Below are 15,503 nucleotides of genomic sequence, written 5' to 3'. Positions count from 1 at the left end.
TCAGAATCCTTCTTCGGGAATGGCCGTGACCAGAACGACCGTGAGCATCTGCTTCTCTTGCGAAGCGTCGGAGCCGCCGGCGAGCATCGGTGCCTTGTCGTCCAGACGCCGCCTGGTAGAGGTGTCTGCCGACTGCTGGTAGCCGCCGATCACCACTTGCTCGCCGGGACGCACCATCACCTGCTGCACTCGTCCCTGGCCGCCGATGTCGGTTTGCTGGACGAACGACTGATCATCGCGGGAGCCGACCGGCTCCTTTTTCATTTCGATGAGCCGGGTGTCGTCGTAGGCAATCGTCAGGAGCACTTGGCCGTCGTCCTGCGCATCTGGCACGACGGTGAGGAAGGTGCCGACAGTCTTGTTGTCCTGCGTGACGGTGACGGTGGGGGCCGAGTTGTCCGACGTGCTTTGCGTCTGCTGCAGGTCCTTGATGTAGTCGAAGGAGCGGCGCGTGTCGTACTTGCCCGGGCGGCGATTCTGCATCAAGAGCGGGATGCTCTTGTGGTCGATGATCGAGCCCAGCTGCGAGAGCGCTGACAGTGCAAGGTTGGTGCCCGCGAAGGGACCGCTTCCCACTCTAGCGCCCACGCTTCCGGCGGCCTTGGCCGCGTCCAGCATCGGCGCGACACCGATTGCGGAGGCCGTGTTTTGGCGCCCCAGGCTGTTGAACAGGATGCTCCAATCCACGCTTCCCTGATTGATCCGGTCGCTCTGCACCGTGATTTCTTCGAAGACTAGGCGCACGCGGCGGGTCATCTGACGATTCTCGGCGTCGAGAAATTCGCCAATTCGGTCCTGGGCTTCCTTGGTGTCCGTCACGACAATCGTGTTGGACGCGCCGTCCGCAGCCTTGATCACGCCGGCACGGCTGAGGAACTGGCTGACCTTGCTGACGACCGCCGCCAGCTCGCGCGCTTCGTCCTTCGCACCCGCGCTGGTTCTGTCCGCCAGCATCGAGTTGGTCGACTTGATATCCCGCTGCAGGTTCTCTTCGGCCGCCTGCGTGGGCGTGCGGACCACATAGCTCTTGGTCTCTGTCCGGTAGAAGCGCAGCGCGCCGATCTTGTCGTCGTAGCGCCAGTACACGCCCAGGCGCAGTGCGATTGCGTCCAGCACCGAGGCCAGCGGGGCCTGGCCGGCTGGCAGTGGTGCCATCTTTGTGCGGGCCACGCCTGTGGGCAGCGCGGGACCTGCAATTCGATCCACCGCCGCGCCGGGGATGAGGGCCGGGACGAGCGTGTCGGCGGTGCTGGCGCCCAGGCTGAGCGGGTTTACCGTGCCGAGGTCGCCCGCTAGGCGCGGTAAGAAGTATTCGGCCGGCAGCAAGGCGTCCGCCGTGACCTGCGTCAGGATGCCTGTGGCAATCTGGATCCGGTCGGCCAGCGTCTTGAGGTCTGCGGAATTGTTCTCGAAGAGGAGCGTCGTGTTGACGTTTGCCCGCAGCGCCGGCGGCAGGGTCACTTCCCGTGCTAGTGGCTGCGGTCGGCCAGCGATCCAGGGGAGTTCAACGACCTGACCCTTTGCACGGTCGACGTCGCCGGCTCTGAGTTTGAAGTGGTCCAACGCGATGGTACCGTCGGCCTGGCGCAGCGCTGCGCGGGATTCGACGCGGTCGGTGGCCTGCAGGGCCGAGCAGCCGGCGAGCAAGGCCAGCATGACCGCCGTCAGTACAGTGCGGTAAGAATTCATGGGTTTTCCTGGTCAACGCCGCGGCTAGGATTGCGTGGCGGGGGAGCGATTGCAGCTGCGGGTGAAGGGCAACATGCGCAGGACGCGGTTGCCGTAGAAGCAGGGGCGGATAGGCGATTCGCTCATTGCGACTGCCTGGGACAGCGCCTGGGTGGCCTCTTGGAATGAGTCCGCCTCGAACTCGGCGGGGGCCTGAATCGGTATGTCGAAGTTCAGTTCCCACTGATCAGGCCCGAAGGTCCAGTTGGCATCCGCTGCCCAGCGATTGAGCGCTTGGCGGACCGTCCCGTCTTGAGGACTGACGCGCCAAATCTGTTTCGGCGGGTCCACGACTTGCGGTTCTGCAATGGGCTCCGTCGGCGCAACTTCAACCGTCACGATGGTGCCAGCGGTCGGTGTGACTTGTTGCGGACTCGCGCTCACATCGGTGGTAGGCGCCGTGGCTTCACTTGTCGCTACCGGCGTCGGCGCCGACGCAGAGGTGCCGGCACCCGACGTCACATCAGTAGCGGCCGGCAGCGGTGCGCTGGCGTCAGGTGCAGTGCTTTCTGGCTTGGGCGGCGCTACGGGCACGGGAATGGGCGGAATGTCGGCCGTGGCCAGGACGGTCGGCGATTTACCCGGTAGAACGGTGCGCGGATCCGCATGGTTGATGAGGATGCGTCCGGAGTCCGGAGGTGTCGGCGGGGCGGGCGGTACGAATCCGCAGGCCGAAAGGAGGCAGACGGCCGAGGCAATGGCCGCCAAGAGGGATACTCGCATGGGGGTTCCTAAGATCTACTTGAGGGACCGGGGCGTGACGCCCTGTCGTTCAAGTTCAAGGTGAACGGCGCGCAGATCGCCGGGCGGGCTATGTCGCCGTGTGAGCAGCAGCATTTCCAGCAGGATTGGCAATAGCGACGCGTCCGGCTGTCCACCGACGCCGCTATCCAAAAGGGTGAGACGCAGTTGCGAGACGTGCTCAGCGACCTGGTCGTCGATTTCGAGGCGATCGCGGAGGTAGGCTGACAGCGTCATTCCCCGGTCTGCTGCGGCCTGTTCGTAACGACGACGAGCCGCGTCGGACAGTCGAAACGTAATCGGGCGTTCAAGCAGGGAGCGCATGAAGCCGGGCCTCCTCTACGACGATGTGGCCTATGGCCTGAGCAAACGCCTGTTTGAAGGCGTCCAGCCGGATTCTTCGTTCGAGGGGCGAATCAGCCTTGCCCTTGCAATGCTCGATGAACTTTTGATCGCGATATTTGGCAGGGCTGATATCGGGAGCCGCTTCGAACCAAGTGCGTGCGGCATGACGGGCGTCGCGTGCTGTCGACGGGAATTCAAAAGATGCGGCCCAGGAACGGGCCGCAGGCGGATTGGCCATGCGGAGATCCTTGATTGAAGTGTGTGCAGATGGCGCCCGGCCTGGGCAGAGAAGGTGTTCGCTGGGACGACCAGGGAACACAGAGAGGGTGTGCGCTGCGGCAACCCTCTCGATTGGCGCGATGTTTCGCAACGGCTGGTAGGTCAGCCCGAATACTATTCGCGGTTCAAAGCTGGTGTGCTCTTGGCGAAACGAACCCTTGGCACACCGGCGTTAACTACTCATTTGAGGGCGGACCCTTTCTCGACGTCTTGGAACGACGCGTCCTAGGGGTGGTCAGCCCCGACGGTAAAAGCTGATCCAGATAATGTCCCAGATCTTGCCATGCCTGGCGCTTCTCATCGGCAAATTCATACAGTTGATAATGGCGACGAATCTTGTTCTTGCCAGTGTGCACCACATGCCCTTGGCATCGGTCAATAACATTCTCAGAGGCCCCTAACCGTTGCATGATGGTGGCCCCTGTCCTTCTCAGATCGTGTGGCGTCCAATTGCCGTTGGCCCCTTCAGCCAAGACCAGAGTATTGTCGTTTCGGCGGCCTTTTAGCGGCGTTCGATCCTCCGCCTTGAACTGCGTCTGACGGTCACCTATCTGTTTTGTCACTGATTGACCGGAAAGCGGCCCTCGGCCATCCCGAGCTGGGAACACGTACAACGAATCCGAAAGTTGCATCGCACCTTCGAAGTGGCGCGCGGCGAAGTCCGAGAGATAGACGAGCTGGTCCTGCTTTTGGCGGCGCCGTCCCTTGGAGTTTTCCTTCGGTATGAACCAAGTGCGTTCAGGAAGGTTAATGTGGGCTTTCTCGGCCTTGGTCAACGCCCCGATGCGTGTAAGCGTGCTTAGGCAGATCCAAACCGCGTGTTGAGTAGCGGGTGAGACCGGCAGCTTGGCTACTCGTTTATTGGGCGCTTGTTCGTACTCATCTTCGCCAGATCTGAAGCGATCTGCCAGCTCAATGATCTCGGTGTCATGCAGTACGCGGGTGCGTACATTCTCCGGGTCGTAGTCATCGTCAAGCAGAAGATCGAGGTCGATGAGCTTAGCTGGGTTGCCTTCGATGAGGAGGCGCCGCCAAGGTTGGCGATCTTCTGCCCAACCGAGCATTTGGCCTATCGCGCCGAAGATGATCACTGCCAGGCGATTTGCACCGCGTGCTATTACTGGGCGTAAAACCTTCTTTATGTCATCCTCGGACAACGCCCGCAATGCGGAGTCACCGATCGTAGGCAGTACGTCCTTCCCGAAGATTCGCTTCAGTTCAGCATTCTCGTCGGAACGGCGTACGCCCTCGCTGATCCACGCGTCGTACAGGTCCTTGACGCTCAGATCATGGGCGCGACGCTGGCTTTCCTCGCTGATTACCTGCTCGACTTTAAGTTGCGCCTCTATTTTGTCGGCAACCTTCTGCCGCCGAGGGTCCACACCCTTCGCTACGAGTGCTCGTGCGTTGTCGCGCCTTTCACGGATGGTCACCAAATCGACCGTCGGCCAGTTGCCGCAGTAATACCAAACCTTGCGGCCGTCCCACTTGAAGCTATAGCGGAACGCAACCGCAGCGGTTCCATTTACCACTCGAACTTGGCCAGTCAGACCTCCGCCGTCTGCGATACTGTCCTTCGCCCACGCTGTTGGAATGGACTCCAATTCCCGGACTGTCCATTTGTGACCTCGACCTTTTTTCGGGTAACGCGTCATGCCCTTTTTTCCGTCATATGTACACCCATGGGTACACCCGGCTGCGGATTGCGACGGATGCGGGTGGATGATAATGGAAATTCATGCGGTGTAAGTCGTTGAAAAGGCGCAATAAGTTTTCCGCACCTGTCCACACCCTTCCATGGTCAACCAATTTGGGAGCAGAGGGTCGTGAGTTCGAATCCCACCGCCCCGACCAATATTCATGCGGGTCTCCGGATTTCCGCAGTGCAAGAAAAGACGACAGGTGGCCCTTCCTATGGACCACCAATCGGTAGGACAAAAAAAATGGCCCCAAGCTCACAAAGCCTGGGGCCATTTTGTTGTGTCCCTTCCTCCTACTGCCGCGGGATCTTCGCGTCTTCGATCAGCTTTTGCCATTGCGCATCGCTGCTCGCCACGAACTGCCCAAACGCCGTGGGCGAGGTGGGCGGGCTGACCTTTACGCCCAATTCCTTGAACCGTGCCTGGATCTCCGGCTTGGCCATGACGCGGCTGAACGCGGCGTTCAATGTCTGGACGATGGGTTCCGGCGTATTCGACGGTGCAAAAATTCCGGTCCAGAAGTAATAGTCCATCCCGTTGAGTTCCGGTGTTTCACCCGCCGACGCCAAGTCCGGGTTGCCGATATCGCGGTCGCGGCTCATGACGCCCACGCCCGTCACACGCCCGCTTTTGATCAGTTCAAGCAGGGCGGGCAACCCGGACACCGCGATATCCACATTCCCGCCGATGACATCGGTCGCGATCTTCGAGGCGCTTGCATAGGGAATGAAGGTGATGTCCGTACCGGTGGTGAGCTTGAAGCTCTCCATGGCGATGGCCGGCAGCGAGCCGACGCCCGTGGCGCCGTAGGTCAGCTTGCCCGGGTTGGCCTTGGCGCGCGCAATCAGGTCGCCGAACGATTTCACGCCCAGGTTCGGATTCGCCACCACGCCGACGCCGCTTGTGCCCAGCGGCGCGACGGCGGCCAGGTCGCGGTAGGTGTACTTGGCCGACGATTGCAGAATGGGCGCGATCACGACGTCGGACACGATGCCCATCAGTACCGTGTACCCGTCCGGCTTGGCGTTGACGGCGCGCGTGACGCCGATGATGCCGCCGGCGCCCGCGACGTTCTCGATGACCACGGTCTGGCCCAGTTCGCGGCCCAGTTCGGGGGCGATGATGCGAGCGAACGTGTCCACCGAGCCTGCCGGCGCGTAGCCCACGATGAGCTTGATGGGATGGGCGGGGTAGGCCTGCGCATGCGCCGCGCTGGTGCCTCCCAACACAAGGGCTCCCAGCAGCGCCGCGCTGGAAAGGGTTCGGATATTCATGGTTGTCTCCCGTTGTTGTCGTTTGTGTTGCCTTAGCTTTGCAGCCAGTTCAGGACGCGTTGGAACACCTCGTCGCTATTGCGGTCCATCATCGGCAGGTGCGAATTGCCCGCGATGCCGCTTTCGGGCAGGTCCAGCACCGTTACGTCGGCGCACCCGCGTATGGAATCCAGGTAACGCTCGGCTTGTTGGCGGTAGCCGACCCAGTGCGACCCCGATGGTTCGATGAAGTCGCCCCACACAACAAGATGCGGCGGCAGCGCTTCAATCGGCGCGGCTTGCGGCATGCCGCCGGGCTCCACGCCCACCACCCGGCGCACCGCGCGTGGCCGGCGGCGCGCAATTTCGGCTGCAAAGCCCGCGCCTTGGCTGTGGGCCACGATATGGCAATGTCCCACCCGGTCGATCAACGCTTCGTAGGCCGCCAGGATCATGGACTCGTGGCCCGGCCAGCGCGGCACCCATTGATTGGCGAACGCGTCGAACGCCTCGGTGGGAAACTGTTGCCCTGCATAGGCTTCGCGCCGCGCAGGGTCCGGGTCGTAGACAGGTCCGATGCGAAACGTCGTCCAGGCCTCGCGCTTCGTGCGAAAGACGGGCGCCTCGCGATACACCTGCGGGAACCGTGCCCATGACGAACGGCCCCGTTCCACTGCATCGCTGACCAGTACGTCGTAACCGGCGTCCAGGAATTTCCACAGCCAGCCGTTGCGGCCATCGGGGGTCGTTTCCCAGGTGCAGCCGGTCATGCCCCCGCCATGCCACAGCAGCACCGGATCCGGATGGCGGGGCTGCGCCAGGCGGTACTCCTGGACATACATCTGCCCATAGACCTGTTCTCCGTTCGGGTTGACCTCGCGCGGCGATCCGTTCAGGACCATGCTGCGATATTCGACCGGCAGGCCTTCCAGCACGGCGGTCGCGCCGCCCACGAAGAAGCTGCTCATCGATTTCAGGAAAATGCCCTTGCCTTGTGAATTCATGATGGCTCGTCGAAGTAATGCCGGCATGTTCGGCCAGCGCGTATAGTTACGTCTATCGAAAAAAGTTCAACCATTATTGATCCATGCGAATCAATTACGATCTGGAAGACATCCGCGCGTTCTGCTGCGTGGCGCGCATGGGTCAATACACGTCGGCCGCCGCGTTGCTGTGCGTCACGACGTCGGCCTTGAGCCGGCGCGTCGCGAAGCTGGAATCGGATATTGGCGGGCGTTTGTTCGAACGCACGACGCGCAGCGTGGTGCTGACGTCGGTGGGCCGCGCGCTCTACGAGCGCGTGCTGCCTATCGTGACGCAGATGGATGCCAGCCTGACCGAGGCAGCCCGCCGCGCGCGGGGGCACGAAGGCACACTGATGGTGAGCACGGTGGCCTCGGTAGGCTATTCGGTGCTGCCCAAGGTGCTGCCCGAGTTCTATGCACGGCATCCGCAGGTGTACCTGTCGATCCGCGACGGCAACGCCACCGTCACGACGGGCCTGGTCGAAGAACGCGAGGTGGAATTCGGCATCACCACGCCGGTGTCATTCGGCCCCACCCTGGAGGCTGAGCGCGTCGCCACCTATGGCTTCAACCTGGTGTACGCCGAGCGTTCTGCCCTGGCGCCACGCAGCCGCAAGCTGTCGTGGAAAAAGTTGCCCGGCCTGCCGGTGGTGGGACTGAATCCGGTCAGTTCCACCCGCCTGCAGATCGACAGCGTCCTCAATGCCCGTGGGCTGGAGTTGCCCTGGACCATCGAAGTGGATCAGCTGGCCACCATGATCGGGCTGGTGCAGTCGGGCAATTTCGTGACCATCATGCCGGCATTGTTCGAGGCGCATGGTTATGGCCTGAAGTCGATTCCGGTGCTGGATCCCGACATTACGCGGGATGTGTACATCGTGCGCCGGCGTGACAGCACGCCGACGCCTCAAGGCCAGTATCTGATGGAACTCGTGCGCGCCTACCTTGCGCGTTGAGTCACGCCAATTGATTCGGCGGTTGCCTGCCGGCAAGCTGCAGCGCAAGCGCCGCCATCAGCCCACGGTGAGCTTGTCTTCTACGCTGATGACGCTTGGCGCGCTCCATGCGGCCTGCTCGGCGACGCGCCTGTCGGCCAGGCTATTCACTTTTCCCATCAGCGTGACGTGCCTGTCGTGCACGGCGACTTGAATATCGTGTGCTTCAAGCGCGGCGCTTCGTTTCAACGCGTCCTGAATTCGCTGTTTCACATCGCTGATCTGCGCGTTGTTCGACAACTTGATCTGGTTTGCGACGCCCTTGACGCCGGATAGGCGGCGAATGGCGCTTTCGGCCGCCACGCGTTGGAAGTTCCAACTGACCTCTCCGGTCAAGGTCACCCAGCCGTGTTGCACCTTGACCTTCACCTTGTTGTCGGGGATGGACACATTCCAGCCGATACTGGTGATCGCGCGTTTGGCCAGCTCTTCGTCCGAGTTTCCTTGCTCGTAGCCGGTCCGGACTTCGAGCTCCTGCGCGATGCCTTTGACGCCTTTCACGTGTGCGGCAATCTTCTCTGCGTCGTACTTTTCGCTGAACGTGCTGACATGCCCCGTCAGCGTTACGACCCCTTGGGAAGCCGCGACCCCGATGCCGGTTGCATCGACGCGGGGATCGAACTCCAAGGCGTCCAGCACGTGACGGCGAAGTTCTTCGTCTTTCATGATGGCTCTCCTGTCGGAATAAGGGACGAGTTAAGGGGTACGCGTGTTCCGTCGCGCACCCCGGATTCGGCGCTCTTCGCATCGATTTTCCCGGGGCAGGGCGAGTCAGTATTGACGATCGTCAATGGAAAAATGGGGTGCGTTGTATGCCGGGCGTTCGTGGGACGGCGCGTTCAAGCCAGCCAAGCGGGGCGCGTCTGTGCCCCTGGCAAAGATTCGATGAACGGGTGGTTGGAAAATTCGTGATTTTCGTCAACAAGGCGCGGTGGCGCCGGTTCATGATGGGCTATCCCGCCGCGTCGGGCGGCGAACGTCCAGGAGGACATCATGCAGCAACCCGCCAAAACTCCCCCGCCGAAAGCCAGAAAAGAAGAGGCGCGCCAGAAGGAAGACGCCGTGGCACAGCGGCAGAAGGCCGAAATGGCCGAGTCGCTGGGACGGCACAAAAATACTGGCCAGAAGGATCACAAGGGCGCGCGTTGATATCCGCGCGGGTCACGGCCTGGCAACACAACTGGCTGGGGGCGCAAGAGATCATGAACATTCTCTTCAGAAACCGGCGCGAGGCCGGGCTGTTGCTCGCGCGGCAATTGGCCAGCTATGCGGGACGGCCGGATGTGATCGTGCTGGCGTTGCCGCGAGGCGGCGTGCCGGTGGGATTCGAAGTCGCGGCCGAGCTGGATGCCCCCCTGGACATCAAGGTGGTGCGAAAGATCGGCATGCCGGGGCATCCCGAATACGCCATCGGCGCGATCAGCAGCGATCAGTCACTATTCCAGACCAGGGAAATTGAGGCCTACGGCGTCGATCCAAAAGCGATCGAGTCCATCGTGTCGCGTGAACGGAAAGAAATCGAGCGCCGTGAATCGGTCTATCGCGCGGGGCGGCCACCGCTTCCATTGCAGGGAAAGGTCGTCATCGTGGTGGATGACGGCCTTGCGACGGGTTCGACCATGCGCGTGGCGCTTCAGTCCGTACGCAAGAATAATCCTGCATGGGTTGTTGCCGCCGTGCCGGTTGCCGCAGCCGAAACCAGGCAAGCGCTTGAGGGCGAAGCGGACGAAGTCGCGTGCCTGCATACGCCTACGCCGTTCTATGGCGTCGGGCAATGGTATGCGGATTTTGAACAGACCGCGGACGACGAGGTCCTGCATCTGCTGCACGAAGCGCAGCACCGGCATCCGCCCACCGCGTCGACGACGACTTCTTCGTCGCGCAACGGCTGATGCCCCCTGGTCCAGCCTTTGGAGTGCACATGGAAACCGCCATCGATGCTCACGCCGCCACGCTTGCCCAACTGTCTGCGGCCGCGCGGCCGCTTACGGGAGCAATGACGGACTATGACGCGCTGCTTGAACATATCGGCGGCGCGCGCTTCGTGCTGATCGGCGAAGCCAGTCATGGCACGCACGAATTCTACGAAGAACGGGCTCGCATTACGCAGCGGCTGATCGCCGAAAGGCGATTCTCTGCAGTTGCGGTCGAGGCGGATTGGCCCGATGCCTATCGCGTCAACCGATACCTGCGCGGGCAAGGCGACGACAATGCCGGCGAGCAGGCCTTGGCGGGGTTCAAGCGATTTCCAACGTGGATGTGGCGCAATACCGAGGTCGTCCGGTTCGTGGAGTGGCTTCGGTCTTTCAACCAATCGTTGCCCGCACACGCGGCGCCCGTCGGCTTTTATGGGCTCGATCTATACAGCCTGTTCACGTCCATTGCCGAAGTGCTGAAGTACCTGGATGAGGTCGACCCGGAGGCTGCGCGTGATGCGCGTCAGCGTTACGCCTGCTTCGATCATTTCGGCAGCAGTAGCGAGCGCTATGGCTACTTGGCGCACCATGGCCTGTCGGCGTCGTGCAGAGACGCCGTGATCGCGCAAATGCAGGATCTCAATGCCCGTGCGGCCGAATACATGAGGCGCGATGGCCAGGCGGCAAGCGATGCGCTTTTTTACGTGCAGCAGAACGCTCGCCTGATCGCAAACGCCGAGCAGTATTACCGAACCATGTTCGACCAGCGCGTTTCGTCCTGGAATCTGCGGGATCGGCACATGATGCAAACGCTTGATGCGCTCGCCAGGCACTTGCCTCGGACGGAAGACGGCCTGCCACCTAAGATCGTGGTGTGGGAACACAATTCTCATGTGGGCGACGCGCGCGCCACCCAAGTGGGCCAGGCCGGCGAGTTGACCGTGGGACAGTTGGCGCGTGAATCCTATGGCAAGCAGGCGTTTCTGATCGGACTGACGACCTACCAGGGCAGCGTGACGGCGGCGGCCGATTGGGACTTGCCCGCCGAGCGCATGCGGGTGCGCCCTGGCCTGCCGGGAAGCTACGAATCGCTGTTTCATGAGACGGGCCTTAGCCGCTTCATGTTGCCGCTCAACAGCGATCAAGAGTTGATGCGGGCGCTGTCGACGTCCCGCCTGGAGCGCGCCATTGGGGTCGTCTACCGTCCGGAAACGGAACGAGGCAGCCATTATTTTTACGCCTGCCTGCCACGTCAGTTCGACTGCGTGCTGCATCTTGACGAGACGCGAGCGGTTGAACCTCTTGAATGGGGCGACATCTGGAAATTGGATGAGGCGCCAGAAACCTTCCCGGCAGGTGTTTAGCGGCGCCGGCACGCCAGACGGAGCGGCATTGCGATGCGAGACGGACCAGCATGAACCGGACAGACGAACACGTGGACCCGGACGCGCGGTGCCAGGCCGCCACGCTGGAATTCTTGACCCGTCCTGATGTTCACGGCGTGCCTGCGGGCGACATCGTCACGATACGCACCCATATCTCCGTTATTGTCCTTGCCGGGATTCGCGCCTTCAAACTGAAAAAGGCGGTGCGTTTTCCCTATGCCGATTTTTCCACTGCTGTCCTGCGCTTGGCGGCCTGCTTGCGTGAACTTGAGCTCAACCGGCGAACCGCGCCCGATCTGTATGTGGCGGTGCGGGAAATCAGGCGGGACGACAAGGGCAATCTGAATTTCGACGGCCCCGGAGAATTGATCGACGCCGTCGTGGAAATGCGGCGCTTCCCGGACGATGCGCTGCTGGAAGCCGTTGTGCAGCGGGAAGGGCTGACCGACGCGCTGGCCGAGCGCATTGCGGGAGAGATTGCCAAGTCTCATGACAACGCGCCGATCGTGGGCGGCGTGGATGTGCCTTCCAGGCTGGCCCACGTGCTGGCTGCGGCGGAGAAACTTCTTGCCGCGGCCGGCGTGCTGCCCGGACCGAAGATCGAGGTGCTCTGCGCCGCGATTCGTGACGAGTTGGACAAGCAGGCGCCGCTGCTGGCCGCGCGGGCGGCGGCCGGGCTTGTGCGCCATTGTCACGGGGACCTGCACTTGCGCAATATCTGCGTGATCGATGGGGCGCCGATGCTGTTCGACTGCCTCGAGTTCGATGATGCCCTTGCCACCATCGATGTGCTCTACGACCTGGCATTTCTGATCATGGATCTTTGCTCCCAGGGGTTTTCGCGGCAGGCCAACGTCGTGCTGAACCGATACCTGGATCTCCGCCACGATGACGCGGGCATGGCGCTGATGCCGTTGTTCCTGGCCATCAGAGCCGTCATCCGCGCCCACGTCCTGGTCGCGCAGGCCGAAGAAGCCATCGACACCTCGCGAACCTCTCTGCTGGGAAAGGCCCAGCGCTATATCGATACCGCGCTTGCCTGCCTGTCGCCGCGCGTTGGGCGTCTGGTTGCCATTGGCGGGCTCAGCGGCTCGGGAAAATCATCGTTGGCCGTCGCGATCGCGCATGCGCTTGGCCCGATGCCGGGCGCTCGGATACTGGCCAGCGACCGTATTCGCAAGCAGATGTGGGGAGTGCCCGCCTCATCGAAGCTGCCCGAAACGGCTTATCAAACCGACTTTTCCGAAAACGTCTACGCGGCACAGGCCGATTGCGCGCAGAAACTGGTCCAGGCCGGTTGCGCAGTGATCGCCGATGCAGTGTTTGAACGGGAGGCGTGCCGTCAGCGTATTGAACAGTGCGCGGCGCGCGCAGGGGTTCCCTTCAGCGGATATTGGCTTGATGCGTCACCGGCCGCGTTGTCGGCACGCGTGAATCAGCGCACGAACGACCCTTCGGACGCCACTGAGGACGTGGTGCGCGCCCAATTGGCGCGGCAACGCGACGTCAAAGGCTGGACCCATGTCGATGCGCAACGCCCGCTGGAATGTGTCGCCGCATCCGTCCTTGCACACCTGGACGGGCATCGGGCCTGACACATCGCGTTACTGCGTTCGTGGCGGCCGATGATTGCCGCATGGTAGATATATCGGCGGGAGGTGCCGCGCGGCGCGTCGCCGGGCGCATCCCCCTTTTCCCAAGGAGCCGACCATGAATGCTGTTCACAAGATGAATGCTGTTCAAGTGTCCCTGAAAAGCTTTTCCGCGATTCTTTGCCTGGCGGGTCTGGCGTGGACGGCTGGCGCGGCCCATGCTGCCGACACCAGCGCTACCTCGCAAGCGCAGCATCAGCAGGATGTCGCGACCTGCAAGAGTGGCGCCTCTGGCCAACCGCTGGAGACGTGCCTGCGCGAAGCGGCTGCGGCACGGCAAGAGCGTGATCGTCAGAACCTGAACGCGCAGAGCCCGGAACAGCTCCGCCAGAACGAGCTGGCGCGCTGCAACCGTCTGCCGGAATCCCACCGGCAGACCTGCGTGGCGAAGATGAACTCGCCCACCAGTGTGCAAGGCAGCGTGCAGGGGGGAGGCGTACTGCGCAAGAAAGAGATCCAGGTGCCCGCTACCCCGGCCAACCCCGCCACGCCGGCCGGCAGTGCACCGGCGCCCGCGCGTTGAACGGGTCGCTTCCGAACGTATGAAACGCGGTGTTTCGCTGCCATGCGGCACATGCTTGCGTGGCAGCAGCGTTTTTCCAATGGGCGCCGCTGCCTAAAACCGCTGATCCTTGTCGAACGGCACCTCGGAATCGCTAGGCGCTTCGAACGTCGGCGCTTCGCCATTCAGATCCGCGACGTGAATCTGCGCGAGGCGGGTGGCCTCGGCAATTGCGCCATGGGCGGAATGAAACCGTTCATCGATGGCAATGCGCTCGGACGGCACGCCGGCGATGGGAGAGATCAGCGTATAGCCAATGCGCCAATCATCGCCGTCCTGCTCCGGCTGCGCGATCTGAAAGTCCCATTTTGCGGTCTGCATAATTTCCTCCAGTCGGTCGGTGCATCCTACTGCACTCGCTGCGCTGTTGAAAGTGCGACCACGAAACGCATGCAGCCAGCCATGCAGGTCTGGATGTGGGCACAGTAGAACGACGATTCCCGTCTTGCACGATCGTCAAGGCTTCGACGATGGCAGCAGTTGCATACCGGTGCGCCGTGCGAATTCCTCATAGCTGATGGGCGCGCCTGCCGTGGTGCTGGGGCTGTTGGCCTGCCAATGCACCCACGAGCGTCCGGTGGACGCATCGTAGACGACCTTGAACAGATGGCTTGGCACGGCCACGCCCGAGCCGATCTGTTTGGGCTTGTCGCCGTAGTAGGGGCCGGTGAAGACATACACGTCGCCCGAGGCGCGCATGACGTACTTGCGCGTGTCCTGTTCGATCTGGCTCCATGGGCCGCCGTTGTGACGCTGGTCTTGAGGCACCATGTTGGCCAGCGAAAAGCTCTGCGCCATCGCTTCGGGCGTGGACATGTCGCCCGCCGGAGCCATGTGCCCGCGGGAATAGCCCGAGCCGCGGTAGTCCGTCAGTTCGGCACGTTCGGCGCGGGGCACGCGCGCTTCGGCATAGAACTTGTCGGACCGCTGCATGTCCTGCGCCTGCGTCAATATCTTGCGGTTCAGGCGCTCTGCCACGAATACCGGCGTCTTGGTCTGGCCGTTGTGCAAGATGGCGAAGTTGGAAAAGCACAGCTCGCGCAGGGCTTGGCTGGCCGGGACGACCGGCGGGCGTTGCTGCGGGAAGAACTGCGGACACTCGGCAAAGCGCGTGTGCGCCATGCCGCCTGCTGGCACCGCCGCGGGCGCGAACTTTTCGTGGGTCGGCCAGCCGACGCGCGCAAGAATGTCGTCAAGCGAAAACTGAGGGCGCCACTGCGGATTCAGCGCATAGGTGGCTGCGCCGAAGGCGGCCACCGAGGTCAGCGCGAATGTGCGCAGGAACCGGAAGATGCGGCCGCCGCTTGCGGCCTTGCTTCTGCTGGCTGGGGCTTTCTTTCTGGGTGCTGATTTCTTCGCGCGGGTCATGCTGCCTGTTTGTTGCGGGCCGGCGCCACTTCGCGCTCGGCAACTGGCGGCATTGTAGATGACCGCAACATGACAGGCGCAGGCCGGGCAATCGGGCCGACGCCGACCACGGCAAGATCGTTGGCCGGGGTATTCTTATGCTCGTTCCAAATTCATAACCACAACGTCATCACCACAACGGCCGCACATGCCGGCCGTCAGGATTGGGGAAATTCAATGAGATCGTCCGTGCTTTTCGTGGCCGCGCTCGTGGCGGGTTGCGCCTCGCCCGCGCCGGGAGACCTGGTCACGCAATCGAAGGTGCAAGCCATCAAGATCAACGTCACGACGTTCGATGAGATGGTTCGCGATTTTGGCCCGCCCCGCACGCAGAGCGTCAGTAAGCAGGGGCTGCGCACGGCGTCGTGGTTCTACTTCAACAACAGCGAGTTCGGCGCCATGCAGGATCAGCGCACGCTGACCGTGACTTACAACAAGGACGGCACGGTCAAGGAATACGTGAATTCGTCCGCTGGCGAGAAGGACGGCGCGCGGACGCGATAGCGCGCAGTTTC

Annotated in this window: 17 protein-coding genes; 7 read left to right on the top strand and 10 right to left on the bottom strand. The window is 62.4% G+C overall.

Features of this window, described 5'->3' with window-relative positions; genetic code table 11:
• The 7 genes from KVT32_RS20940 to KVT32_RS20910 all read right to left on the bottom strand — a co-directional run bounded on the left by KVT32_RS20940 (position 1) and on the right by KVT32_RS20910 (position 7,050).
• Complete coding sequence (locus tag KVT32_RS20940) at positions 1 to 1,689, bottom strand: type II secretion system protein GspD (RefSeq protein ID WP_152385206.1); 1,689 nt, start codon at positions 1,687 to 1,689, stop codon at positions 1 to 3.
• 24 nt (positions 1,690 to 1,713) lie between these two features.
• Positions 1,714 to 2,451, bottom strand: a complete 738-nt coding sequence (locus KVT32_RS20935) for a TcpQ domain-containing protein (protein WP_152385205.1) — start codon at positions 2,449 to 2,451, stop codon at positions 1,714 to 1,716.
• A 15-nt stretch (positions 2,452 to 2,466) separates the two neighbouring features.
• Positions 2,467 to 2,793 carry a hypothetical protein gene (locus KVT32_RS20930; RefSeq protein WP_152385204.1) on the bottom strand — a complete coding sequence of 109 codons (327 nt, stop codon included), beginning with the start codon at positions 2,791 to 2,793 and terminating at the stop codon, positions 2,467 to 2,469.
• Positions 2,777 to 3,052: a hypothetical protein gene (locus KVT32_RS20925; protein ID WP_152385203.1), complete on the bottom strand. Its 276-nt coding sequence runs from the start codon at positions 3,050 to 3,052 to the stop codon at positions 2,777 to 2,779. Before KVT32_RS20925 ends, KVT32_RS20930 begins: the two co-directional genes overlap by 17 nt.
• 217 nt (positions 3,053 to 3,269) lie before the next feature.
• Complete coding sequence (locus KVT32_RS20920) at positions 3,270 to 4,748, bottom strand: site-specific integrase (RefSeq protein ID WP_152385202.1); 1,479 nt, start codon at positions 4,746 to 4,748, stop codon at positions 3,270 to 3,272.
• A 338-nt stretch (positions 4,749 to 5,086) separates the two neighbouring features.
• The gene (locus tag KVT32_RS20915; protein ID WP_056326855.1) at positions 5,087 to 6,067 is read right to left on the bottom strand and encodes a tripartite tricarboxylate transporter substrate binding protein; all 981 of its coding nucleotides are present in this window, start codon (positions 6,065 to 6,067) and stop codon (positions 5,087 to 5,089) included.
• 32 nt (positions 6,068 to 6,099) lie between these two features.
• Entirely contained in the window at positions 6,100 to 7,050 is a 951-nt protein-coding gene (locus KVT32_RS20910) for an esterase (RefSeq protein ID WP_175155037.1), read from the bottom strand.
• An 83-nt stretch (positions 7,051 to 7,133) separates the two neighbouring features.
• On the opposite strand from KVT32_RS20910, the gene KVT32_RS20905 reads away from it, so the two are divergent.
• Positions 7,134 to 8,027, top strand: a complete 894-nt coding sequence (locus KVT32_RS20905) for a LysR family transcriptional regulator (RefSeq protein ID WP_175155036.1) — start codon at positions 7,134 to 7,136, stop codon at positions 8,025 to 8,027.
• A gap of 57 nt (positions 8,028 to 8,084) precedes the next feature.
• Here the strand turns inward: KVT32_RS20905 and KVT32_RS20900 are convergent, their stop codons facing one another.
• A complete protein-coding gene (locus KVT32_RS20900; RefSeq protein WP_254636968.1) occupies positions 8,085 to 8,732 on the bottom strand; it encodes a BON domain-containing protein in 648 nt (215 codons plus the stop codon).
• Positions 8,733 to 9,059: 327 nt separating this feature from the next.
• Between KVT32_RS20900 and KVT32_RS20895 the strand changes: the two genes are divergently transcribed.
• The 5 genes from KVT32_RS20895 (at position 9,060) to KVT32_RS20875 (ending at position 13,542) form a co-directional block, all read left to right on the top strand.
• On the top strand, positions 9,060 to 9,215 hold the full coding sequence (locus tag KVT32_RS20895; protein ID WP_155739284.1) for a hypothetical protein: 156 nt from the start codon (positions 9,060 to 9,062) through the stop codon (positions 9,213 to 9,215).
• A 53-nt stretch (positions 9,216 to 9,268) separates the two neighbouring features.
• A complete protein-coding gene (locus tag KVT32_RS20890; RefSeq protein ID WP_217618823.1) occupies positions 9,269 to 9,958 on the top strand; it encodes a phosphoribosyltransferase in 690 nt (229 codons plus the stop codon).
• Between the two features lie 29 nt (positions 9,959 to 9,987).
• Complete coding sequence (locus KVT32_RS20885; protein WP_217618822.1) at positions 9,988 to 11,346, top strand: erythromycin esterase family protein; 1,359 nt, start codon at positions 9,988 to 9,990, stop codon at positions 11,344 to 11,346.
• A gap of 50 nt (positions 11,347 to 11,396) precedes the next feature.
• Positions 11,397 to 12,962: an AAA family ATPase gene (locus tag KVT32_RS20880; RefSeq protein ID WP_217618821.1), complete on the top strand. Its 1,566-nt coding sequence runs from the start codon at positions 11,397 to 11,399 to the stop codon at positions 12,960 to 12,962.
• 115 nt (positions 12,963 to 13,077) lie between these two features.
• The gene (locus tag KVT32_RS20875; protein WP_254636967.1) at positions 13,078 to 13,542 is read left to right on the top strand and encodes a hypothetical protein; all 465 of its coding nucleotides are present in this window, start codon (positions 13,078 to 13,080) and stop codon (positions 13,540 to 13,542) included.
• 93 nt (positions 13,543 to 13,635) lie between these two features.
• Here KVT32_RS20875 and KVT32_RS20870 read toward each other — a convergent pair whose 3' ends face one another.
• Together KVT32_RS20870 and KVT32_RS20865 are read right to left on the bottom strand one after the other, a co-directional pair.
• Positions 13,636 to 13,902 (bottom strand): hypothetical protein, encoded by a 267-nt coding sequence (locus KVT32_RS20870; protein WP_056326865.1) that lies wholly within the window; start codon positions 13,900 to 13,902, stop codon positions 13,636 to 13,638.
• Positions 13,903 to 14,037: 135 nt separating this feature from the next.
• Positions 14,038 to 14,949, bottom strand: coding sequence for a DNA/RNA non-specific endonuclease (locus tag KVT32_RS20865; protein ID WP_217618820.1), 912 nt, complete (start codon positions 14,947 to 14,949; stop codon positions 14,038 to 14,040).
• 216 nt (positions 14,950 to 15,165) lie between these two features.
• Between KVT32_RS20865 and KVT32_RS20860 the strand changes: the two genes are divergently transcribed.
• Positions 15,166 to 15,492 (top strand): hypothetical protein, encoded by a 327-nt coding sequence (locus KVT32_RS20860; protein WP_056326870.1) that lies wholly within the window; start codon positions 15,166 to 15,168, stop codon positions 15,490 to 15,492.
• The last annotated feature ends 11 nt before the right edge of the window (positions 15,493 to 15,503 follow it).

Origin of the sequence: Achromobacter sp. GbtcB20 (assembly GCF_019091095.1) — a bacterium.
Taxonomy (GTDB): Bacteria; Pseudomonadota; Gammaproteobacteria; order Burkholderiales; family Burkholderiaceae_B; genus Achromobacter; species Achromobacter mucicolens.
This window is presented reverse-complemented; position numbering and strand designations above follow the sequence as displayed.

Coding starts and splice junctions, on each gene's coding strand:
- KVT32_RS20885 (WP_217618822.1), top strand. CDS start 9,988: ATGGAAACCGCCATCGATGCTCACGCCGCCACGCTTGCCCAACTGTCT.
- KVT32_RS20905 (WP_175155036.1), top strand. CDS start 7,134: ATGCGAATCAATTACGATCTGGAAGACATCCGCGCGTTCTGCTGCGTG.
- KVT32_RS20890 (WP_217618823.1), top strand. CDS start 9,269: ATGAACATTCTCTTCAGAAACCGGCGCGAGGCCGGGCTGTTGCTCGCG.
- KVT32_RS20860 (WP_056326870.1), top strand. CDS start 15,166: ATGAGATCGTCCGTGCTTTTCGTGGCCGCGCTCGTGGCGGGTTGCGCC.
- KVT32_RS20900 (WP_254636968.1), bottom strand. CDS start 8,732: ATGAAAGACGAAGAACTTCGCCGTCACGTGCTGGACGCCTTGGAGTTC.
- KVT32_RS20930 (WP_152385204.1), bottom strand. CDS start 2,793: ATGCGCTCCCTGCTTGAACGCCCGATTACGTTTCGACTGTCCGACGCG.
- KVT32_RS20940 (WP_152385206.1), bottom strand. CDS start 1,689: ATGAATTCTTACCGCACTGTACTGACGGCGGTCATGCTGGCCTTGCTC.
- KVT32_RS20920 (WP_152385202.1), bottom strand. CDS start 4,748: ATGACGCGTTACCCGAAAAAAGGTCGAGGTCACAAATGGACAGTCCGG.
- KVT32_RS20895 (WP_155739284.1), top strand. CDS start 9,060: ATGCAGCAACCCGCCAAAACTCCCCCGCCGAAAGCCAGAAAAGAAGAG.
- KVT32_RS20880 (WP_217618821.1), top strand. CDS start 11,397: ATGAACCGGACAGACGAACACGTGGACCCGGACGCGCGGTGCCAGGCC.
- KVT32_RS20910 (WP_175155037.1), bottom strand. CDS start 7,050: ATGAATTCACAAGGCAAGGGCATTTTCCTGAAATCGATGAGCAGCTTC.
- KVT32_RS20865 (WP_217618820.1), bottom strand. CDS start 14,949: ATGACCCGCGCGAAGAAATCAGCACCCAGAAAGAAAGCCCCAGCCAGC.
- KVT32_RS20875 (WP_254636967.1), top strand. CDS start 13,078: ATGAATGCTGTTCACAAGATGAATGCTGTTCAAGTGTCCCTGAAAAGC.
- KVT32_RS20870 (WP_056326865.1), bottom strand. CDS start 13,902: ATGCAGACCGCAAAATGGGACTTTCAGATCGCGCAGCCGGAGCAGGAC.
- KVT32_RS20915 (WP_056326855.1), bottom strand. CDS start 6,067: ATGAATATCCGAACCCTTTCCAGCGCGGCGCTGCTGGGAGCCCTTGTG.
- KVT32_RS20935 (WP_152385205.1), bottom strand. CDS start 2,451: ATGCGAGTATCCCTCTTGGCGGCCATTGCCTCGGCCGTCTGCCTCCTT.
- KVT32_RS20925 (WP_152385203.1), bottom strand. CDS start 3,052: ATGGCCAATCCGCCTGCGGCCCGTTCCTGGGCCGCATCTTTTGAATTC.